Consider the following 19263-nt stretch of genomic DNA (forward strand, 5'->3'; position numbering starts at 1 on the left):
GCCCTATGAGGTAGACACAATCAACCCCCTCTTCGCCTGTCTGTCACCACCGGGTGCCGGAAGAACGCCCGGACGCCGTCGGGCGGGTCCGGCGGCGTACGGGTCGGTCCTCGTGACGGGGAGCGTCCGCCTGCCAGCCGGCGAAGAGGGGGACGTCCGACGAGCCGTCCAGGACGACGACGCCGAAGGGCCGGTCGAAGGCGATGTGCCGGACCGTCCGCGGCCGCGCGGCGAGGGCCCGTGTCGTCAGGACCGTGACCGCCGCGGCCTCGACGCCGTCCTCGGCGATCTTCACCACCGCCTCCTGGACCGCCTCGGAGAGATGGAGGCGTACGGGCGAGAGGCCGGAGAAGTCGGCCGCGGCGCGGTCGGTCGCGAGCCGCACCCCGAGCGCGGGCAACTGCCCGGTGATGGGGATGTTTGTCCGCAGGGTGAAGCGCGGCAGCGAGACGGTCACCGCTCCGGCGTCCAGCGGGACGCGTGACCCGCCGGGGGCCCACGCGAGCGGCAGGACCCGGTCGGCGCCGTCGCCCGGCCGCCCGAGGACGAACCTGACCCGCGCCGGTGCCGCGCCCTCCGGCTCCGCGCGGCAGCGCAGTTCGACGACGTACGCCCCCGAGACCGTCCACACGTCCGCGCGCCGGACCGGCGCGTGCATCGTCGCCACCGGCCGGGTGGTGCCCGCCGCGTCGGTGAAGGGGACGTCACGGGTGCGGCCGGCGTCGAACGGCGCCTCCCAGAGCGCCTTCAGGGCCAGCACGCCGACCAGGGCGAGTTCGATGTCCTCGCCGAGTTCCAGCGGCAGCCGCTCGATCAGGCCGCCGGTCCGCTCGCACACCCACGCGTCGGCCTCCGCGGCGTCGGCCGGGCCGAACTCGACGTCGGGCAGGGACCGTTCGTAGCGGGGGTGGAGCGGCGCGTCGTGCCACACCCGGGTCGCGACCTTGAGCGCCCCGGTGCGCCCCCAGTCCCGGGCCGCCTCCGTCACCACGGCCGCCGCCTCCTCGCCTGCCGCGCCCAGCAGGGCGCGCAGTTCCGCCGCGGTCTCCGTGCGGGCGCCCGCGCCGAGCACCGTCAGGGCCAGCCAGAGCCCGGCGGGCGAGCACACGAAGCCGGGCCCGCCGGGCCGGGCCAGCTCCCGTATCCACCGCTCCCCCAGCCGCTGGACGGCCGTCTCGATGCCGGTGTCCCGTGTCATCGCTTCCTCCCGCTCCGCGCTCCCGCGCCACTGACAAAACGGTTCGCCACCGCGTGCCGCCCCGGACAGAATGGCCCGGTGACATGGACGGTGACCCCGGAACACTTCGGCAGCCCCGAGGCGGCCCTGCTGCGGCGGGACTACTACGACGAGGTGGCGAGCCGGTACTGGGGCCGCCCGGCGACCTCGGAGGAGATCGACGAGGGGCTGCGGGACGACGGCGCCGGGCTGCTCGCCCCGCCCACCGGCGAGTTCCTGGTGGGACGGTACGGCGGCGAGCCCGCGGGCTGCGCGGGCCTGCTGCTGGCCGGCGACGCGACGGCGGAGCTGACCCGGGTGTTCGTGCGGCCGGCGTTCCGCTCGACGGGCGGCGGCGGCCTGCTGCTCGCCGGGGTGGAGAGCGCCGCGCGGGCCCGCGGGGTGCGGCGGATCCGGCTCGACACCCGCGACGACCTGGTGGAGGCGCGCGGGCTGTACGCGAAGCACGGCTACCGGCCGGTGCCTGCCTTCAACCGGGGCCCCTACGCGGAGCACTGGCTCGCCAAGGAACTCTGATCCCCCGGCGGCGGGGGGTCAGCCCACCGAGTGGTCCCGGCGCGGTTCGGGCATGTGCGGCCGCTCCCGGCTCGATCCGCTCACCTCGGCCGACAGCTCGGTCACCAGGCGGACCAGGTCGGTGGGCCGGTCCGGACCCCACCAGTCGCCCAGCAGTTCGGCCAGTGACTCCTCGCGGGCCTGGGACAGCCGCACCACGGCCTCCGCGCCCCGTTCGGTGAGCACCAGCTGCATCCCCTCGCGCCGGGCGTAGCCGAGCCCCTCCACCTGGCGTGCCGCCGAGGTGATCACCCTGAGCGGCACGGGGGCGACCTCGGCGAGCCGGCCGGGTTCGACGGTGCCGTGCCGTTTGATGCGCAGCAGGAGCCAGCTGGCGGCGGGCTGCAGCTCGTATCCGGCCTTCGCGGTGATCTTCTCGTAGATCTCCCGGCGCCCCTCCCGGGTGGCGAGCACCGACAGCGCGCGGGCGCACTCGTCGTACGAGGAGCGCTGGACCGGGTTCGAGGCGAGGGTCTCGCTGCTGTCGGGTGCGGTCACCGACCCGCGCAGGGGCTCCTCCTTGAGGAACCAGGCGAAGACGAACGCGACGAGGACGACCGGTGCCGCGTACAGGAAGACGTCGGTGATCGAGGTCGAGTACGCGGTCAGCACCGAGGGCCGCAGACCTGCCGGGAGGCGGCCGATGGCCCGCGGGTCGGCGGCGAGCGATCCGGCGTCGACCCCGGGGGGAAGGGCGCGGCCGGTGAGCGCGTCGGCGAGTTTGCCGGTCAGCCGGTTGGTGAAGATGGTGCCGAACACGGCGACGCCGAACGAGGCGCCGATGGACCGGAAGAAGGTCGCCCCCGACGTGGCGACACCGAGGTCCTCGTAGCCGACGGAGTTCTGCACGATGAGCACGAGCACCTGCATCACCAGGCCGAGCCCGGCGCCGAAGACGAAGAAGCAGAGGCTCATCGTCAGGGTGGAGCTGTTCTCGGAGAGCGTGTGGAGCAGCAGCAGGCCGATCACGGTGACGGCGGTGCCGGCGATCGGGAAGACCTTCCAGCGTCCCGTCCGGCTGACGATCTGGCCGGATCCGGTCGAGGTGATCAGGAGCCCGAAGACCATCGGCAGCATGTGCACACCGGACAGGGTCGGGGTGATGCCGTGCACGACCTGGAGGAACGTCGGCAGGTAGGTCATGGCGCCGAACATCGCGAAGCCGATGACGAAGCTGATGACCGCGACGAGGCTGAAGGTCCTCTTCCGGAACAGCCTCAGCGGCAGCACGGGCTCAGCCGCCCGCCGCTCGGCCGCGATGAACGCCGCCAGCAGCACCACGGAGAGGACCGCGAGGGCGATGATCTGCACGGAGCCCCAGGCCCAGGTGGTGCCGCCGAGCGAGGCGACGAGGACCAGGCAGGTGGCGGCGGAGGCGATGAGGAAGGTGCCCAGGTAGTCGATGGTGTGCCGGGTGCGGCGGACCGGGATGTGGAGGGACGTGGCGATGACGAGCAGCGCGACGACGCCGATGGGCAGGTTGATGTAGAAGACCCAGCGCCAGCTGAGGTGCTGGGTGAAGAGGCCGCCGAGCAGCGGCCCCAGCACGCTGGTCACTCCGAAGACCGCGCCGAAGAGGCCCTGGTACTTGCCTCGTTCGCGCGGGGTGACGATGTCTCCGACGATCGCCATCGACAGCACCATCAGGCCGCCGCCGCCGAGTCCCTGGAGGGCGCGGAAGCCGATCAGCTGCGGCATGTTCTGGGCCATGCCGCAGAGCGCGGAGCCCACGAGGAAGATGACGATGGCGGTCTGGAAGAGCTTCTTGCGCCCGTACTGGTCGCCGAGCTTGCCCCAGAGCGGGGTGGCCGCGGTCGCCGCCAGCAGGTAGGCGGTCACCACCCACGACAGGTGGTCCAGGCCGCCCAGTTCGCTGACGATCGTGGGGAGTGCGGTGGACACGATGGTCTGATCGAGTGCGGCGAGCAGCATGCCGAGGAGCAGGGCGCCGATGGACACCAGGACGTTCCGCCGGGACCGCCCCTCACCTGTGGCAGGGGGTGGCGGGCTCAGCTGCTGGGCCATGAGCATCTCCTCGGGTCCGCTTCCACCCCATCCTGGCCGCTGTGTGCCGTTATGGCCTGCCGAGCCGCCGCCGCGGGCGTTGGGCTTCCCCGCGGCGGCCTTGCATAATCGCAGGCAGTTCAAAGGGGAGGGGAACCCACGATGACCGGACATATATGCCCGGAGTGCGGTGGCGAGCGGGGCGCGAGACCGGGGGCGGGGTGCGCCTGCGGAGCGGGGGCGGCCGCACGGGACGCCCGTACGGCGGAGATCGCGGCGGCCGAGGATTTCGACCCGCTGCGGATCCGGCCGTACGTGACGCTGAACAGCGACGACGCGCAGGACCACGGCACCCCTGACGCGGCCACGACGATGCCGCTCTTCCTGGACGGCGCCAGGGGGGCCGCACCGGGCGCGCCGCCCGGCGGCGCCGTCGCGGACGGGACCCGCCGGCGGACCGCGGCGGCCTACGCGGGCGGCGGCCCCGATCCCGTGCAGCCACGCCGCCGGCGGCCGTTCGCCGTCGTCGCGGTGGGGGCCGCGGTGGCCGCGGTGGTGGGGACGGCGGCTTTCGCCGGGGGCCTGTTCGACGACGAGGACAGCCGTGACACGGCTCTGCCCGAGGCCATGACGAGCATGCCGGACGCGGGCGGCGAGCCGGCCGCGACCGTGTCGGAGTCCCCGTCCGCCTCGGCCTCCGCCACTCCGTCCCGGTCGGCGTCGGCTTCGGCGTCCCCGTCGGCGTCGCCCTCCCCGTCGGACAGCCCGTCGGCCTCGGCGTCGGCGTCGGCGACCGCCTCCCGGCAGCCGTCACCCTCGGCCAGCGCGACGATGGCGCCCGCCACGACGGAGGCGGTGGCGCCCCCCGCCGAGGAGGAGTCCGGGACGACGCTCCGCCGGGGGGACCGCGGCGCGGAGGTCTCCGAGCTCCAGCGGCGCCTCCAGGAGATCTGGGTCTACCGGGGACCGGAGAACGGCGACTACTCGCAGCAGGTGGAGCAGGCCGTCGCCGAGTACCAGCGGTGGGTATCGGTCAGGAACGACCCCCCGGGGGTCTACGGGCCGGAGACCCGGGCCGCCCTGGAGGCGCAGACGAGCGGCAGGGGCCGCAGGTCCTGAGCGGCCTCCCGCCGGACCCGTGAGGACGCGGAACCGGCGCGGGGCCGCATCCCCGGTGCGCCGGACTGGCGTTTCCGCGACGGTTTTTGTATCGTGGTGGAACAAAGTAGCCTCCGCCCGTTCACCCTGACCGGCGGGCGGGGCTGCTTGTTTCTTCGTCACCCGCAGCGATGAGCTGTTCCCCCGCGCTCTGGAGCATGCCGATGCCGGCCACCGTCCTCGAAGCCCGCGCCCTCCTGCTGGACATGGACGGCACCCTCGTGAATTCCGACGCGGTGGTGGAACGCTGCTGGCGCCGCTGGGCGACCGCGCAGGGGCTGGACCCCGAGGCCGCGCTCAAGGTGGTCCACGGCCGCCAGGGCTACGCGACGATGGCGGCCCTGCTGCCGGACCGCCCGATGGAGCAGAACCACGCGGAGAACCGCCTGATGCTCGCCGAGGAGACCGCCGACACCGAGGGCGTCGTCCCCATCGGCGGCGCCCCCGCCTTCATGGCGTCGATCGCCACCCTCCCGCACGCGCTCGTGACCTCGGCCGACGAGGCGCTCGCGCAGGCGCGGATGACGGCCGCGGCCCTGCCGATGCCGGAGACGCGCGTCACCGCGGAGCTGGTGGGAGCCAGCAAGCCGGACCCCGAGGGCTTCCTCAAGGGCGCGGCCGAGCTGGGCTTCGACCCGGCGGACTGTGTCGTGTTCGAGGACTCGGAGGCCGGCGTCATGGCGGGCCGGGCCGCGGGCATGCGCGTCGTGGGCGTCGGCCCGCGCGCCGCCGCGCTCTCCCCCGACGCCCATGTCGAGGACCTGACGCGGCTCCGGGTGGAAGCGGGCGCGGACGGTTCGATCCGGTTGCACATCGAGGTCGCGTAGCGGCGGGGGCCACCCCTCCACGCACCGGATTCCGCAGGACCGGAGGGCTGCCCCTCCGCCCGCGTACCGGGCCCTGAGGGGCTCGACCCTCCGCGTACGGAACCCCGTGGTCCCAGGGGGCTCGACCCTCCGCGTACGGAACCCCGTGGTCCCGGGCGACTCGACGCCCCGCGTACGGAACCCCGTGGCCCCAGGGGGCTCGACCCCCCGCACAGGGAACCCCGTGGTCCCGGGCGACTCGACGCCCCGCGTACGGAACCCCGTGGCCCCAGGAGGCTCGACCCCCCGCACAGGAAACCCCGTGGCCCCCGCGCGGATTCGCCCCGGCCCTCGCTCCTCCGCCTTGCCGCCCCGGGTCAGTCCCGGTGCAGCAGCCCTCGTGCGACCAGTTCCAGCACCAGCGCGACGGCGACCGCCTGCACCGCCATCAGGGCCACCAGGACGAACAGCTGCACGGCGCCCGCCTGAACAGGTGAGGCGCCGCCCAGCAGCATGCCCACGAACGCCCCGGGCAGGGTGACGAGCCCCACGGTCCGGGTCTGGTCCAGTCCCGGCAGCAGCGCGTCCGACGCCGCGGGACGGGCGATCTCCAGCCGGGCGTCCCGGTCGAGCAGTCCGAGCGCCATCCCGGCCTCCACCTCCCCGCGCCGCGCCCCGAGTTCGTCCAGCGCGCGCCGCCCGCCGAGCACGGTCGCGGTGAGCGCGCCCCCGATGAGGATGCCCGTGACCGGGATCAGCGCGATGCCGCGCGGCGGGAGCAGCCCGGTGAGCAGCAGTGCCACGACCACGGGCACGACACCCGCGGCGATCGGCAGCGCGGCCCACCACCAGGTGCGGTTGGGGGTGATCCGCCGGCCTGCGGTACGCACCGCGACGGCGAACATCAGCGCGAGGAAGCCGAGCAGCGGCCCCAGCGAGCGCACCACCCAGCCGATGAGCAGCGAGACGGCGGCCAGTTGGACCGCGGCCCGCAGCCCGGCGACGGCGATCTCGCGGCCCCGCCCGAGCGAGGCCCACCCGGCGACGGCGACGGCGAACACCAGGAGTACGGCGAGCACGACGCCGAGCGTGGGAGTGACCGGAAGCAACACCCGGCCACCCTAAGGGGGCACCCTGTGCCGCCTTCCTCCCGGTACGCGAGGGGTGCCCGACCCCGCCGCGTCCGGCGGCGCCGACGGCGGCCCGTCCTCCCGGTGCGCGGGGTCCCGCCGAGCCGCCCTCCCGGCCCGCGGGGGGACACCCCGGCGTACGGGCCACCCGGCACGGCCCACGAGCCCCGGCCGGGCTCCACGGACACTCACACGCCTCCCGCCCGGGGCCGCTCCGGGCTCACGAACGCCCGGGACGAAGAAGCCCCGGAGGGGGCGTGGACACCCTCCGGACCGCCCCGGGATCACCGGAACGTCAACTTCGCGCCTCGAACACCTTTCGGACGGGACGTCAGACCGACCGTCCTACCTCTTGATGTGACGTGCGCATGTCGTCACTCTGTTACCTGGCGACCACCCCACCGAAACCCGGTGCCGCCACGATGGCCGGGCTCCGCAGGTTGCCCGCACGACATCCCCCCATATCAAGGGAGTTCACATGTCAGGTATCTACGCGCGTCGCATAGCTGTAGTCGCCGCCTCGGCCGCGCTCGCCGCCACCACCGGGCTCCTCACGGCACCGACCGCCCAGGCCGCGATGCCCACCCCGGTCGCCGCATCGACCGCCCGTACGTATCTGAGCCAGCTCACCGTCTCCGCCGAGGGCTCGTCCTCCGGCTACAGCCGTGACAAGTTCCCCCACTGGATCACCCAGTCGGGAACCTGCAACACCCGGGAAGTGGTGCTGAAGCGCGACGGCACCGGCGTCGTCCAGGACTCCGCCTGCGCGGCGACCAGCGGCACCTGGTACTCGGAGTACGACGGAGCCACCTGGACCGCCGCGTCCGACCTGGACATCGACCACATGGTCCCGCTCGCCGAGGCCTGGCGCTCCGGGGCCAGCAGCTGGACCACGGCCCAGCGCCAGTCCTTCGCCAACGACCTGACCCGGCCCCAGCTCATCGCGGTCACCGACAACGTCAACCAGTCCAAGAGCGACAAGGACCCGGGCAAGTGGCTCCCGCCGCGCACCGCCTACCGCTGCACCTACGCACGCGCCTGGGTGCACGTGAAGCACTACTACGGCCTCAGCGTCGACTCCACCGAGAAGAGCGCTCTGCAGTCCGTCCTGAACGGCTGCTGACCCGCCCTCCGTCACGGGCGTGACCCGGCCCGCCCTCCTCCCGTCGTTCCGTACCCTACGGAGCCATCGGCGACGCGAGGAGGGCACACATGGCCGGGCTACGCCTGGGACCGCTGCTGAGGTACGTCGACTGGGAGACCGGCTCCCGGGCGACCGTCTGGGTGGAGTCGACCAGGCCCTGCACCGCGGAGGTCCGCTGCGCGGACGGGGCGGCGGGCTCCTCCCCCACGTTCGCCGTCCAGGGCCACCACTACGCCCTGGTGGTGGTGACGGGGCTGACGCCCGGTTCGGTCACGCCCTACGAGGTACTGCTCGACGGCCGCCGCGTCTGGCCGCCCGAGGACTCCCGCTTCCCGCCGAGCACCATCACCACGCCCGCGGTGCCACAGCCCGAGGAGGCGGGCCCGGTCCGGGTCGCGTTCGGCTCCTGCCGGTGGGCCGCGCCGCCCGCCCACGGCGACGGCGCCTTCCCGGGCTCGGGCAGCGGCGACCCCGTCGGCCCCGACGCCCTCGACACACTGGCGGTCCGCCTCGCCGCGGACCCCGGGGCGGTCCGCCCGGACGTGCTGCTGCTCCTGGGCGACCAGGTGTACGCGGACGAGACGTCCCCCGCGGTGCGGCGGCGGCTCGCGGCCCGCAGGGACCTGAAGGAGGCGCCGGGCGCCGAGGTCGCGGACTACGAGGAGTACACCCACCTCTACGACGAGTCCTGGCGCGACCCGGACGTGCGCTGGCTGCTCTCCACCGTCCCCAGCTGCATGATCTTCGACGACCACGACATCGTGGACGACTGGAACACCAGCGAGGCGTGGGTCCGCGACATGCGCCGCACACCCTGGTGGCACGAGCGGATCGTCAGCGGACTCATGTCGTACTGGGTCTACCAGCACCTCGGAAACCTCTCCCCCGACGCCCTGGAGGCCGACCCGGTCTACGCGGCCGTGCGCGCCGCACCGGACGGCACCGAGACCCTGCGCGCCCACGCCGCGGCCGCGGACGCCGACCCCACCCGGACGCGATGGAGCTACCGGCGTGTTTTCGGCCGAGTACGGCTGCTGATGGTGGACACCCGGGCGGCCCGGACCCTCGACGAGCGGCGCCGCTCGATGCTCCGCGACGAGGAGGCCAGGTGGCTGGCCGACGAGGTGCTCGCGGACCCCGCCGCGTACGACCATCTGCTGATCGGCACCTCGCTGCCGTGGCTCCTGCCGCCCCTCGTCCACGACCTGGAGGCGTGGAACGCCGAGATGTGCCGCGGCGGGCGCGGCGAGCGCTGGGCGCGCCTCGGGGAGAAGGTGCGCAGGGCCGCCGACCTGGAGCATTGGGCCGCGTTCCCGGACTCGTTCCGTTGGCTGTCGGAGCTGTTGCGGGAGGCCGCACGGGCGCAGGACGGACCTGCCACGGTATGCGTGCTCTCGGGCGATGTGCACCATGCCTACATCGCCGAGCCCCAGTGGTCCGGCTCAGCCCCTGACGGCACGCGCGCCGCACGCGTCCTGCAACTGACCTGCTCTCCCGTCCACAACTCCGTCCCCGCCCACCTGCGCGCCGGCTTCCGCTTCGGGTGGAGCGGTGCGGGCCGGCGGCTCGGGCGCGCGCTGGCGCTCCACGGGCGGACGAGACGCCCTCCGGTCCGCTGGCGTAAGACAGGCGGACCGTGGTTCGGCAATCAACTGATGACGCTCACCCTGCACGGCCGGAAAGCTGTACTGACATTGGTTCAGGCCAGAGCCCGGCCCACAGGGGCGCAGCTGGAGACCGTGTTGGAGCGTTCACTGACTTCGAACGAATGACCAATTTTCAGCCAGTCGACAGAATGTTGAACTTGCAAGTAATGGTGAGGCCACCCTAACCTGTTGGCCCTCGATCGGTTCACGTCCCCAGACCGAAGGAGCCCCACCCCCCATGTCCATACGCCTGAACCAAGCCCAGCCCTACGCGCTCGGCCTCTTCCGTATCGTCGTCGGTTTCCTCTTCGCGTGCCACGGGGCCGCCTCGCTCTTCGGGGTCCTGGGCGGCTCCATGGGCGGCGGCACCGTCCCCACCGGCACCTGGCCGGGCTGGTACGCCGCGGTCATCCAGCTCGTCGGCGGCACCCTGGTCGCACTCGGCCTCGGCACCCGCGCCGCCGCTCTCATCTCCTCCGGCTCCATGGCCTACGCGTACTTCAAGGTGCACCAGCCCGCGTCGCTGTTCCCCCTCCAGAACGGCGGCGAGGCGTCGGCGGTCTTCTGCTGGGCCTTCCTGCTGCTGGTCTTCACCGGCTCCGGCGCCCTGGCCCTGGACCGGTTCTTCTCCTCGCGCGGCGGCCCGGAGGGTGAGGACCGGCCCGCCCACGAGAAGGCCCCGGCCGTCTCGGTCTGACCCGCACGCTCCCCACGCCCCGGCCCCCCTTCGTCGAGGGGGGCCGGGGTGGCACGTGACCTGCGCGACATCGGACGATCTCCCGGCGCATACCTGGTGAACCGGGTGAACGTCAGGCGTACGCTGTACAGCTGGCCCTGCCGCTCCTGCCGCTCCCCTGCGACGTCGCGGCGTTGACACGGAACACGGGAACGGGGAGTAGAAAGTGCTCGAGAGTGTGGGTGCGCTGACCGGCAGCCCATGGATCTACGCGGTGGTCGCCCTCTCGGTGCTCCTGGACGTGTTCCTCCCCGTCCTCCCCAGCGGTGTCCTGGTGATCACCGCCGCCACGGCCGCTGCCGCGAGCACGACCACGGTCACCGCCGCGGCCGGCGGAGCCACCCGGCACGTGCCCTCGCTCCTGGTCCTGATCCTCTGCGCGGCGACCGCCTCGGTGCTCGGTGACCTCGTCGCCTACCGTCTCGCCTGGCGCGGTGGCGACCGCCTCGACCGGGCCATCGCCCGCTCACGCCGCCTCACCTCCGCCCAGGAACGCCTCGGTGCGGCGCTGAGCCGTGGTGGAGGGGCCCTCGTCGTCATCGCCCGTTTCGCACCGGCCGGCCGCTCCGTCGTCTCGCTGGGAGCGGGCGCCGCCCACCGCAAGGTGAAGGAGTTCCTGCCCTGGTCGGCCGTGGCCGGTGTGGCCTGGGCGGTCTACAGCGTGGGGCTCGGCTACTTCGGCGCCCAGTGGCTCGGCGCGGGCTGGCTCGGCACGGCCGTCTCGGTCCTGGCCCTGTTCGTGGCGGGCGCCCTCGCGGCAGCGGTCGTACGCCGCCCCGTCCCCGCCCCGGTCCACACCGCCGGGGCCCCGGCCGGAACCTGAGGGCGAGCGCTCCGGAAGCCCAGGGGCACGCGCGGACGACGCACCGCCCGGCCCGGACGGCACGTGCGGACGTCCCACACCGTCCGGACCGGCGCGGCCCGGTCACCCGCACGGTCCCTCCGGCCGTCCGGCCCCGGCCGCTCAGACCCGGGCCGCGCCCCGTATCTCCAGGCCGTCCAGCAGTCGCCGGGTCGACTCGGCGATCTCGGCCACGGCACGGTCGAAGACCTCCTGGTTGTACGCGGCGGGTGCGCGGAAGCCCGACACCTTGCGGACGTACTGCAGGGCGGCGGCTCTCATCTCCTCCTCGGTGGCCTCTTCGGGGATGGCGGGCGGACGAAGCGTCTTGATGCTGCGGCACATGTCTCCAGTGTGCGACGCGCCACCGACAACGCGCCTCACGACCCCGGAACCGCCCGCCGCCGGGACTCCGGGGGCGGCGACCTACACTCCCGGCCGGTTCCCGTACGGCTCGATCGGCGGGATGGCGTAGCTCCCGTCGAGAACGGCCTGGCCGGGCAGGAGCAGCCGCATCAGCGGCCGGAAGGCGCCCGGCGGCACCGGGAGCCAGTTTGCCGCGGCCACGGGGTCCGCCGGGCGTTCCGCGGCGAGGTGCAGCGTCAGCGAGCCGTCGGCGGCGTGGACCAGCCCGGGCGTCCGGTTCCCGACCGCGTAGCGCTCCTCCGCGTTCGCGACCAGGTGGCCCCCGGGGCTGTCGTACGCGGTCAGCGACCAGAGGCCCCGGACCGGCGGCGGCTGGTCCAGGCGCAGCACGTAGCGGCGGGACCCGTCGAGCGGGTGGCCGAGGGCGTCGCGGGAGGTGTGCGCGTACACCGCCTCGTACCCGTGGGGCAGCCAGCGGTCCCGCCGGGCGGCCACCGCTCTGACCAGGTACGACGCCTCCCGGTCGGGGATCCTCCACTCCGGTGAGCCGAGCGTTCCGACCCCCAGGTGGTCCAGGTTGTGGTCGCGCAGGTGCGGCACCGTCCGCCAGGCTCCCGGCGGCCCGGCGGGAGCCGTCGCGAGCCGCCGGGCCTCCTCCTCGACCCGCAGCCTGCCGAGCGCCAGCCCCCGCCTCAGCGCGCGCACGAGACCGGGCCGGGGCGACACGTACGGCGAGAGGCCTTCCTCCAGGAGGCCCAGGGGCTGGAAGCGGTCCTGGTAGGCGCGATCGGCGGGGGCGGGCGGGAAGTCCCCCATCCACACCCGGAGTTCCTCGAAGAACCGCAGCTCCCCCGGCACTCCGGGCTCGGTCGCCGGGAGCCCGGTCCGGTGGGCGCGGTCGCCGAGGTGCGTGAGGGTGAGCTCCTGCTGGAGCGCGCGGATCCGGGGCATGTCCTCGGGCCCGTCGCACGCGAGACGGCCGACGACGGAGGCGACGGAGGTGGGCGCGTCGATCACCCCGGTCACCCCGTCGGGCACGGTGCCGGCCCAGCCGGGCGGCACGATCATCCAGTCCCCCTCGCCCGTGCCGGTGGCCCGGGGCCCGAGGTAGGCGAAGGCGTTGCCCCACGCGTCCACGAACTGCAGGACGTAGTAGGCGCCGTCGGTGTCCGGCACGTGCAGCCTGACCGGCCCGCCGGAGAGGTCGAGCTGGGCGAGCGCGTCCACGAGGTCGGCCGGGGCGAACGGGACGTGCGTGGAGGGCGTGGCCGGGCCGTCCGCGTGCGCGAAGTCGTTGAACGGCGCAGGTGCCAGCGTCCCGCAGCCCTCCTGGAGGCAGGCCTGGACGGCGGACAGCTGACGGACGAGCGGCGATCCGTAGACGTACGCGTCGGCGGCCAGCGCGGTGATCGCGTCCGGCTCCAGGCCACTTCGCCCCTGTCTCACGTCAGATGACCGGCTTCGACCGGTGGACGCACAGGGCCCAGATCACGAAGATGTCGATCGCGACGGAGATGACCGCCCACACCGGCTGGTACGGCAGCCAGACGAAGTTGGCGATCAGGTTCAGCGCGGCCAGCACGACGCCCACACCCCAGGCCCACGGCACGCCCTTGAGGATGCTCCACCCCACGAGCACCAGGACCACCCCGAGGACCAGGTGGATCCACCCCCAGGCGGTGACGCCGAACTTGAAGGTGTAGTCGTCGATGCGCATGTACACCTGGTCGGACGCGAGACCCGCGATCCCTTTGACGACGGACAGAACGCCGTCGACGACGAGCAGCACCCCCGCGAACATCACCCCGCCGGCCACCCAGGGGTTCTCCGGGCGCGGGGAGGGGGGCGAAGGGCGGGAGGAGCCCGGGGCGGATGCTGGACGGGACATGGGATTCCTCTCCGCGGATTCCTCTCCGCTCGACGGACCGCCCCTTGCTGCGGCCGCAGGTCCGACCTTGTGGGACAGGCTCACCGGTGACGACCCGGACGTGCCCGTTCGAGTGACCTCCACACCCGCTTCAGGGTGCGCCCACCGTGACGACCTGACCCTGCGCGTCGACGGTGACCACCACACGCTCGACCTTGTTCGTCAGGGCCAGCACCGCCCACACCACGCCCCACACGCAGCACGAGAACGCCGTCAGGAGGGCGTGCAGCACATGGTTGACGGGCTGCCCGCGTACCAGGACCGCCTGGCTTCCCGACCGGGACTCCACGCGCCACCCCGCCGCGACCCGCCGGCTGACCACCCAGTCGAGGATCAGGCCGCGCTGCGTGACGCCGGGCGTTCCTCCGCTCGCCCCGTAGTAGCCGGGGGGAGGCTCGAGTGACGCCTCGTGCCGGTGTGCTCCTCGACGCCTCACGGGGCTCACCTCCAGGTGTCGAGGCCTCCGCCCCGCCACTCGATCAACTCCGGCCGGTCGAGATCGATCTCCTCGGCCCCGTCGGCGAGACCGGCCCGCCGCAGGTAGGAGGCGACGTCCCCGCGCCCGTGCGCCAGCCCGACGATCTGCCCGCGCACGGTCACCCGCCGCCCACCGGTCGAGGAGGGCGGGTACACGATCACGGGCGGGTGTCCGGACATGCCTCCACGGTCCCCTGTGCCTCGCCGGCTCGCATCCCGGGACGGAGGCCACCCGTCGTCCGGCAGGGGAGCGGTACGGGTCTCGGCATGAGCGCCGCCACAGCAGCCGTAGCAGCCGTAGCAGCCGTAGCAGCCGTAGCAGCCATGGTCACCGCAGTCGTCGGCGTGCTCGGCACGCTCTTCGCCCCGCTGATCACGAGCTGGGTGACCAGGCGCCGGCGCACTCCACACGCTCCTCAAGGGCGCCCCGCACCGCACGCGCGACGGGGTCCGCACGGACGACGACCGGGCCCAGCTCGAACTGGGCCGCCGCGACTGCCGCGACCGGTACGCCGAGGCCCGGGTGATCGTTCCCGAGGCCGTCCTGAACTGCTCGCGTGAGGTCGACGTGGTCCTCGCCGGGGTGGACGCCGCGCTCAAGCGCATCGGCCGCGGTCCGCCCCGCGAGGGCGGGACGGCCGAACGACTGCTCCTGGAGCTGAAGGCCGCGGATCCGGGACTCACCGCCCCGCACCGGGTCATGCGCCAGGACCTGGGCGTCTCCGGCTGCGGCGCTGCCGCACGCGGCGGGGGCGGGAACGGCGGCCGGGCCGCTACCGGCAGGCGCCGGGACGTGGTACGTCTCTTCCTCACTGCCGGCCGAGGGGGCCTGGCAGCACAGGGGCGGAGGACCGGTGGAGGCAGGCAGCCGAGGAGTGCTGGGGGTCGTGGGTGCGGCGGCCGACGGGGTCGAGTCGCTGCGCACGGGGCTGGTCGGACCGGCCGTCGCCCTGGGGTGGCGGGTGGCCGTGACGCTCACACCGAACGCCGGCCGCTGGCTGAGGGCGAACGGTGAGCTGGACCGGCTGGAGGCACTGACCGGCCTGCCCGTACGGGACGCTCCCCGCCTCCCCGACGAGCCCCGCCCGCACCCCGTGGCCGATCGCTACGTCGTCGCCCCGGCCAGCGCCGACTTCGTGGCCAAGCTCGCGACGGGTATCGCCGACAACCAGGCACTCACCCAGGTGAGCGAGGCGCTGGGCACGGCCGGTGTCCCCGTGGCGGTGTTCCCCCGGATCAACGCGGCGCACGCGAGGCACCCGGCATGGGAAGGGCACATGGAGGCTCTGCGCAGGGCAGGGGTCGAACTGCTGACCGGCCCCGATGTCTGGCCGCTGTACGAACCGCGTCGGGAACCGGCGGACAGGGAGCCCCCGTGGGCGGCGATCCTGGGGTGCGCCGCTCTCCGGTGACGCGGTCCCGCGACCGCACCACCAGGACACGGCGCTGCGGGTCCTCCCCAGGATGACCGGCATACGCGGGGCGAGGGAGGACGGGGTGGGAGACGGCAGGCCGGGTCACGGCGGTGGGCAGCCACGGGACGTACGCCTTCAGCAAACCCAACCACGCGTCCGTGAGGCTGCTCGCCGGTCTCGGTGCCGAAGGGGACGTCCACGCGGGTGAGACGATCCGCCACCAGTTCCGCATGACCTACGAGCCGGACCTGCCCAACCTCCGTCAAGGACACCTGATGCGCGAGGAGCTCTTCGACGAACTCACCGCCAGGGGCTACGCCGTCGCCGCAGGAGAACTCGGCGAGAACATCACCACCAGGGACGTCGATCCGCTGGGGCTTCCCTCCGGCAGCCTGCTCCGTCTCGGCGACCAGGCGGTGGTGGAGGTGACGGGGCTGCGCAACCCCTGCGCGAAGATCAACGACTTCCGGCAGGGCCTGCTCAAGGAGGTCTTCGCCCTCGACCCCGTCTCGGGGACCTTCACCTTCAGGTCCGGGATCACGGCCGTGGTCCGCCGCGCGGGCACGGTCCGCCCGTACGACGCGGCCGAGGTCGAGCTCCCTCCGCTCCCGCACCGCCCCTGAGACGCGTCCGAGGGCGCGTCGCTCCGCGGCCGGCGGTATGCGACAGCGTCCGAGCCGGAGCCGCGACGGCCACCGACTCGCCTTCTGAGCCCGCGAGTCGGGGTACGCCGGCCGCACTCCGAGGGCACACGCGGGCGGGTGCACCACTGGCGTAGGCTCCCGCGTGTTCGCACACAGGAGCGAACGCTCAGCGTGCACGGGCACGGCAGGCACGGCACGTACGGCCGAGGGGGGACGTTCATGAGTGACGCACGGGCAGACGAGGAACCGTCCGCCGACGGCCCGGCGGACACCCGGCCCGCACGTCGGCGTCCGCTCGGATGCCTGGGGATCGCCCTGCTCGTCCTGGCGGTGGCGGCCGGAGGGGTCGTCTGGCTGTTCCAGGACGAGTTGTTCCACCCCTTCGGCGACGCCCGCGCCTGTGAGGGCAGCGAGGTGCCCCTCTCGGACGTGATCGGCGGCGCGGGAAGCGTGCCGCTCCCCGCGGACGCATCCGACGTCCACTACTTCACCGAGCACGGCAGAGCCCAGATCTCCTTCGTCAGTAGCCGGATGCCGGAATTCCTCCACCGCTCGGGCATCGTTCCCGACGGCGCGTCCCCGTTCGACGAGCGGTACGACAGCCACTACGCACTCGGCGACGGCGAGACCGAGCTGCCGAAGGGCCTGTGCGGCACCGGCGTACGCGGCCCCGTCCTCAGCTACGGGGGCACCTCCTTCACCCTCATCGTGGAACGCTCCCCCTTCACCCCGGAGCGGTTCCGGGCGCCCGCCCGTGCCATCGTCACGTACAACATCCCCTGAGGAGCGGGGAGTTCCCGCCACCCCGGTGCACCCGCACGGCTCAACGCCGCTGCCACGAGGCGAGGACACGAGGGACGCGCCCGGAGGGGCACATGAGCACGGGGAACGGGACTCCGCTGCTGCCCGACGTGCTCCGGGCCTATCCGTACGCCTGGGACAACGGCTTCGTCCGGCCCTCGGAGAAGGAGGACGGGGAGGCGCTCGCCCACGCGCGGGCCGTACTGACCACCTGCCTCCCGCCGGACGGCCTTGCCGAGCCCGAGCCTCCGCGGGAAGCGGTCGTGTTCGAGTGCTCCGGCGACGCGTGCCCGGAGTGGACCGCGATCCGTTCCGTCCTGCGCGCCCGCATGCCGTACGCGCGGCACGTGACGGTGGAGCGCATGGCCGCCGCCGGGGGCTCGACACGACCGGTTTCCAGGAGGTCCGGACCCGCCGCGTCACCGTCTGGACGGCAGAGCAGACCCTGTACTGGTGCGGCCCCGTGGTCGACGACGAGGAGGCACTGACGCCCTGGCTCATGGATCTCGCCGAACTCTTCGCGAGCCGCGGCATGGCCGCCGAGAAGGCCGTGGGCGCGCTCAGCCGCACCGGGCGAGGGCGGCGCGGCTCTCCACGTACGGCGGGCTGCCGGCCGGGATCCGGGAGGCCGTGACGTACGCGCTCCGCCGAAGCCCCACACCCCACGGCCCGACGCGGCGGTGCACCGGGGGGGCCGGAGGTGCCGGACACCGCGACGGGCCCGGCACCGTGCGGTGTCGGGCCCGTCGGGGGCTCAGCGCGCGGACGGGACGCCCGGCGGGCGTCCCGTCCCCGGCATCACGCGTGGGAGTCGGCCTTCCGGCGGCGTACCACGAACACCGCGCCCGCGCCCAGAGCCAGGGCCGCGCCGCTCGCGAGGGCGAGCTGCGAGGTCGCGGAGGACGATCCCGTGGCGGCGAGGCTGCCGGTCACGGGGGTGGCCGACGCGTCGCCCTGCGGCTTGAGGTCCGAGGTGTTCGGCTCGGTCTTGCCGGGCTTCGCGTCGTCGACCTTGCCGGGCTTGCTGCCCGCGGCGGCGATCACGAACTCGTAGCCCTCGAGGTCCGGGCTGCCACCGCAGGTGCCGTTGTCGTTGAAGTAGTCACCGGCGACGAAGGTGACGCCGTTGCCCGCAGGGGCCGAGGCGTCGATCGCGAGACGCATCTTGACGTCGGCGTGGGCACCGGCCTTCAGCGGGCTGATGGTGTCCATGTAGTGCTCGTTGTCGACGGTCTTCCACGTCGAGGAGGAGGCGGACGACCACTGGAGGTGCACCAGGTCGTCGATGTCGTTGAGCCCGCTCCGGTCCGTCGCGTGGACGTAGGCGAACGGAAGCACCTCGTCCATCGTCCTGTCGCTGCCGTTGGTCACGCGAAGGGTGAAGCTGACCTTCGTACCGGCGACGACGGTGGACGGCAGTCCCTTGACGACGGTGGTGAGCTTGGGCTCGGGGACGCAGTCCTCGCCCTCCTCGCCGCCTTCGCCCTCCTCGGCCGCTTCCTCCTTCGCCTTGGCCAGCGCCTCGTCGGCGGCGTTCTTGTCGGCGAGCGCGGCCTTGGTGGCCTGCTGAGCGCCGTGCAGCGTGCTGAGCGCGTCGACCCGGTAGTCGTCGAGCGCCTTGCCGGCTTCCGCCGCCTTGGCGTCGGCGTCGGTCCTGGCCTGCCCGGCGGCTGTCGCGGCGGCCTCCGCCTCGGAGAGGGCGGCTTCCGCGGCGGCCTTCTCCTCGTCGGTGGCCGTATCGGGAAGGCCCTCGACCACGGCCCGGGCGTCGACGACCTTCTGATCGGCCTCGGTCTTCGCGGTGGCGGCCTCGACCGCCGCAGCCCTCGCGAGCCCGGCCTCCACGGCCAGGGGAGCGGTGTCGGACGCGGCCGCCTCCACAGCCGCGTAGGCGGTGTTCTCGGCGGCCAGAGCCTGCTCGTACACCACCTTCGCGGCGGCGGCGGCCTTCTCCAGCTCCGCGATGGACGGCTTCTGCTGCGTCTGCGCCGCCGGCTTGTCGTCGGCGAACGCGGGGGTGACCGACAGCAGGACGGCAGGCGTGGTCACTGCGGCGACAACTGCTGTGGCGAGGATCCGGCGAATCTTCACAAGTGCCCTTCAGGGTCCGGGAAAAGAGAAGAAAGGGCCGCAGCGGAATGGGACACGCAAATGCGGCTCGAGGTGATCGTATGGCGGATGCAACGACCGGTCGTCACGGATTTTTCACCCGTTCCCGCCAAGACCACCACACGAGGACAGACAGAAAAGACGAAAGGGTGCAGTTGCTTTCGCCGCCTGTGCTTTCGCTGTGAGGAACACCACACCGGCCCACCGGGCTCCCCTCCGCGCCTACCGACGAACTGGCCTGCGGGCGGGGCTGTTTCCACCGAGGAG

Annotated in this window: 22 protein-coding genes; 12 read left to right on the forward strand and 10 right to left on the reverse strand. The window is 73.4% G+C overall.

The window, feature by feature from the left end; all coding sequences use genetic code 11:
• Nucleotides 1-43 precede the first annotated feature (43 nt).
• The gene (locus tag ACFVS9_RS09020) at nucleotides 44-1198 is read right to left on the reverse strand and encodes a serpin family protein (RefSeq protein ID WP_389931157.1); all 1155 of its coding nucleotides are present in this window, start codon (nucleotides 1196-1198) and stop codon (nucleotides 44-46) included.
• A 78-nt stretch (nucleotides 1199-1276) separates the two neighbouring features.
• On the opposite strand from ACFVS9_RS09020, the gene ACFVS9_RS09025 reads away from it, so the two are divergent.
• On the forward strand, nucleotides 1277-1753 hold the full coding sequence (locus ACFVS9_RS09025) for a GNAT family N-acetyltransferase (RefSeq protein WP_383113455.1): 477 nt from the start codon (nucleotides 1277-1279) through the stop codon (nucleotides 1751-1753).
• An 18-nt stretch (nucleotides 1754-1771) separates the two neighbouring features.
• Here the strand turns inward: ACFVS9_RS09025 and ACFVS9_RS09030 are convergent, their stop codons facing one another.
• The gene (locus ACFVS9_RS09030; RefSeq protein ID WP_383113456.1) at nucleotides 1772-3817 is read right to left on the reverse strand and encodes a DHA2 family efflux MFS transporter permease subunit; all 2046 of its coding nucleotides are present in this window, start codon (nucleotides 3815-3817) and stop codon (nucleotides 1772-1774) included.
• A gap of 141 nt (nucleotides 3818-3958) precedes the next feature.
• Here ACFVS9_RS09030 and ACFVS9_RS09035 point away from each other — a divergent pair, with 141 nt between their 5' ends.
• Nucleotides 3959-4915 carry a peptidoglycan-binding protein gene (locus ACFVS9_RS09035; RefSeq protein WP_389931159.1) on the forward strand — a complete coding sequence of 319 codons (957 nt, stop codon included), beginning with the start codon at nucleotides 3959-3961 and terminating at the stop codon, nucleotides 4913-4915.
• A gap of 203 nt (nucleotides 4916-5118) precedes the next feature.
• Nucleotides 5119-5781: an HAD-IA family hydrolase gene (locus ACFVS9_RS09040; RefSeq protein ID WP_383113458.1), complete on the forward strand. Its 663-nt coding sequence runs from the start codon at nucleotides 5119-5121 to the stop codon at nucleotides 5779-5781.
• Between the two features lie 356 nt (nucleotides 5782-6137).
• Here the strand turns inward: ACFVS9_RS09040 and ACFVS9_RS09045 are convergent, their stop codons facing one another.
• Nucleotides 6138-6872 (reverse strand): ABC transporter permease, encoded by a 735-nt coding sequence (locus tag ACFVS9_RS09045; RefSeq protein WP_389931161.1) that lies wholly within the window; start codon nucleotides 6870-6872, stop codon nucleotides 6138-6140.
• 496 nt (nucleotides 6873-7368) lie between these two features.
• Between ACFVS9_RS09045 and ACFVS9_RS09050 the strand changes: the two genes are divergently transcribed.
• The 4 genes from ACFVS9_RS09050 to ACFVS9_RS09065 all read left to right on the forward strand — a co-directional run bounded on the left by ACFVS9_RS09050 (nucleotide 7369) and on the right by ACFVS9_RS09065 (nucleotide 11239).
• Entirely contained in the window at nucleotides 7369-8013 is a 645-nt protein-coding gene (locus ACFVS9_RS09050) for an HNH endonuclease family protein (RefSeq protein ID WP_383113460.1), read from the forward strand.
• 89 nt (nucleotides 8014-8102) lie between these two features.
• A complete protein-coding gene (locus tag ACFVS9_RS09055) occupies nucleotides 8103-9806 on the forward strand; it encodes an alkaline phosphatase D family protein (RefSeq protein WP_383113461.1) in 1704 nt (567 codons plus the stop codon).
• A gap of 112 nt (nucleotides 9807-9918) precedes the next feature.
• On the forward strand, nucleotides 9919-10377 hold the full coding sequence (locus ACFVS9_RS09060; protein ID WP_389931164.1) for a DoxX family protein: 459 nt from the start codon (nucleotides 9919-9921) through the stop codon (nucleotides 10375-10377).
• 205 nt (nucleotides 10378-10582) lie between these two features.
• Nucleotides 10583-11239, forward strand: coding sequence for a DedA family protein (locus tag ACFVS9_RS09065; RefSeq protein ID WP_383113463.1), 657 nt, complete (start codon nucleotides 10583-10585; stop codon nucleotides 11237-11239).
• 141 nt (nucleotides 11240-11380) lie between these two features.
• Here the strand turns inward: ACFVS9_RS09065 and ACFVS9_RS09070 are convergent, their stop codons facing one another.
• The 6 genes from ACFVS9_RS09070 to ACFVS9_RS09095 all read right to left on the reverse strand — a co-directional run bounded on the left by ACFVS9_RS09070 (nucleotide 11381) and on the right by ACFVS9_RS09095 (nucleotide 14721).
• On the reverse strand, nucleotides 11381-11602 hold the full coding sequence (locus ACFVS9_RS09070; RefSeq protein WP_389931166.1) for a DUF2277 domain-containing protein: 222 nt from the start codon (nucleotides 11600-11602) through the stop codon (nucleotides 11381-11383).
• Nucleotides 11603-11683: 81 nt separating this feature from the next.
• The gene (locus tag ACFVS9_RS09075) at nucleotides 11684-13069 is read right to left on the reverse strand and encodes a DUF1254 domain-containing protein (RefSeq protein WP_389931168.1); all 1386 of its coding nucleotides are present in this window, start codon (nucleotides 13067-13069) and stop codon (nucleotides 11684-11686) included.
• Nucleotide 13070: 1 nt separating this feature from the next.
• A complete protein-coding gene (locus ACFVS9_RS09080) occupies nucleotides 13071-13511 on the reverse strand; it encodes a hypothetical protein (RefSeq protein WP_383113466.1) in 441 nt (146 codons plus the stop codon).
• A 130-nt stretch (nucleotides 13512-13641) separates the two neighbouring features.
• The gene (locus tag ACFVS9_RS09085) at nucleotides 13642-13986 is read right to left on the reverse strand and encodes a hypothetical protein (RefSeq protein WP_383113467.1); all 345 of its coding nucleotides are present in this window, start codon (nucleotides 13984-13986) and stop codon (nucleotides 13642-13644) included.
• Between the two features lie 5 nt (nucleotides 13987-13991).
• Complete coding sequence (locus tag ACFVS9_RS09090; protein ID WP_383113468.1) at nucleotides 13992-14207, reverse strand: hypothetical protein; 216 nt, start codon at nucleotides 14205-14207, stop codon at nucleotides 13992-13994.
• Between the two features lie 193 nt (nucleotides 14208-14400).
• Nucleotides 14401-14721 carry a hypothetical protein gene (locus ACFVS9_RS09095; RefSeq protein WP_389931170.1) on the reverse strand — a complete coding sequence of 107 codons (321 nt, stop codon included), beginning with the start codon at nucleotides 14719-14721 and terminating at the stop codon, nucleotides 14401-14403.
• Between the two features lie 160 nt (nucleotides 14722-14881).
• Here ACFVS9_RS09095 and ACFVS9_RS09100 point away from each other — a divergent pair, with 160 nt between their 5' ends.
• The 5 genes from ACFVS9_RS09100 (at nucleotide 14882) to ACFVS9_RS09120 (ending at nucleotide 17521) form a co-directional block, all read left to right on the forward strand.
• Nucleotides 14882-15439 (forward strand): flavoprotein, encoded by a 558-nt coding sequence (locus ACFVS9_RS09100; RefSeq protein WP_389931172.1) that lies wholly within the window; start codon nucleotides 14882-14884, stop codon nucleotides 15437-15439.
• 113 nt (nucleotides 15440-15552) lie between these two features.
• Nucleotides 15553-16065 (forward strand): MOSC domain-containing protein, encoded by a 513-nt coding sequence (locus ACFVS9_RS09105; RefSeq protein WP_389931174.1) that lies wholly within the window; start codon nucleotides 15553-15555, stop codon nucleotides 16063-16065.
• A 240-nt stretch (nucleotides 16066-16305) separates the two neighbouring features.
• Entirely contained in the window at nucleotides 16306-16869 is a 564-nt protein-coding gene (locus ACFVS9_RS09110) for a hypothetical protein (protein ID WP_383113472.1), read from the forward strand.
• Between the two features lie 92 nt (nucleotides 16870-16961).
• On the forward strand, nucleotides 16962-17375 hold the full coding sequence (locus ACFVS9_RS09115; protein WP_389931176.1) for a hypothetical protein: 414 nt from the start codon (nucleotides 16962-16964) through the stop codon (nucleotides 17373-17375).
• Entirely contained in the window at nucleotides 17351-17521 is a 171-nt protein-coding gene (locus tag ACFVS9_RS09120) for a hypothetical protein (RefSeq protein ID WP_389931178.1), read from the forward strand. The genes ACFVS9_RS09115 and ACFVS9_RS09120 overlap by 25 nt, the downstream gene beginning before the upstream one ends.
• A 164-nt stretch (nucleotides 17522-17685) precedes the next feature.
• On the opposite strand, the gene ACFVS9_RS09125 is transcribed toward ACFVS9_RS09120, so the two are convergent.
• A complete protein-coding gene (locus tag ACFVS9_RS09125) occupies nucleotides 17686-18978 on the reverse strand; it encodes an LAETG motif-containing sortase-dependent surface protein (RefSeq protein ID WP_389931180.1) in 1293 nt (430 codons plus the stop codon).
• Nucleotides 18979-19263: the final 285 nt, after the last annotated feature.

Source organism: Streptomyces sp. NPDC058008, assembly GCF_042886395.1.
In the GTDB taxonomy this organism is placed as follows: Bacteria; Actinomycetota; Actinomycetes; order Streptomycetales; family Streptomycetaceae; genus Streptomyces.

Excerpts from the sequence above, each read along its gene's own strand:
- ACFVS9_RS09020 (WP_389931157.1), bottom strand. The coding sequence starts at position 1,198 with ATGACACGGGACACCGGCATCGAGACGGCCGTCCAGCGGCTGGGGGAG.
- ACFVS9_RS09030 (WP_383113456.1), bottom strand. The coding sequence starts at position 3,817 with ATGGCCCAGCAGCTGAGCCCGCCACCCCCTGCCACAGGTGAGGGGCGG.
- ACFVS9_RS09035 (WP_389931159.1), top strand. The coding sequence starts at position 3,959 with ATGACCGGACATATATGCCCGGAGTGCGGTGGCGAGCGGGGCGCGAGA.
- ACFVS9_RS09040 (WP_383113458.1), top strand. The coding sequence starts at position 5,119 with ATGCCGGCCACCGTCCTCGAAGCCCGCGCCCTCCTGCTGGACATGGAC.
- ACFVS9_RS09050 (WP_383113460.1), top strand. The coding sequence starts at position 7,369 with ATGTCAGGTATCTACGCGCGTCGCATAGCTGTAGTCGCCGCCTCGGCC.
- ACFVS9_RS09055 (WP_383113461.1), top strand. The coding sequence starts at position 8,103 with ATGGCCGGGCTACGCCTGGGACCGCTGCTGAGGTACGTCGACTGGGAG.
- ACFVS9_RS09060 (WP_389931164.1), top strand. The coding sequence starts at position 9,919 with ATGTCCATACGCCTGAACCAAGCCCAGCCCTACGCGCTCGGCCTCTTC.
- ACFVS9_RS09070 (WP_389931166.1), bottom strand. The coding sequence starts at position 11,602 with ATGTGCCGCAGCATCAAGACGCTTCGTCCGCCCGCCATCCCCGAAGAG.
- ACFVS9_RS09080 (WP_383113466.1), bottom strand. The coding sequence starts at position 13,511 with ATGTCCCGTCCAGCATCCGCCCCGGGCTCCTCCCGCCCTTCGCCCCCC.
- ACFVS9_RS09090 (WP_383113468.1), bottom strand. The coding sequence starts at position 14,207 with ATGTCCGGACACCCGCCCGTGATCGTGTACCCGCCCTCCTCGACCGGT.
- ACFVS9_RS09110 (WP_383113472.1), top strand. The coding sequence starts at position 16,306 with ATGAGTGACGCACGGGCAGACGAGGAACCGTCCGCCGACGGCCCGGCG.
- ACFVS9_RS09115 (WP_389931176.1), top strand. The coding sequence starts at position 16,962 with ATGAGCACGGGGAACGGGACTCCGCTGCTGCCCGACGTGCTCCGGGCC.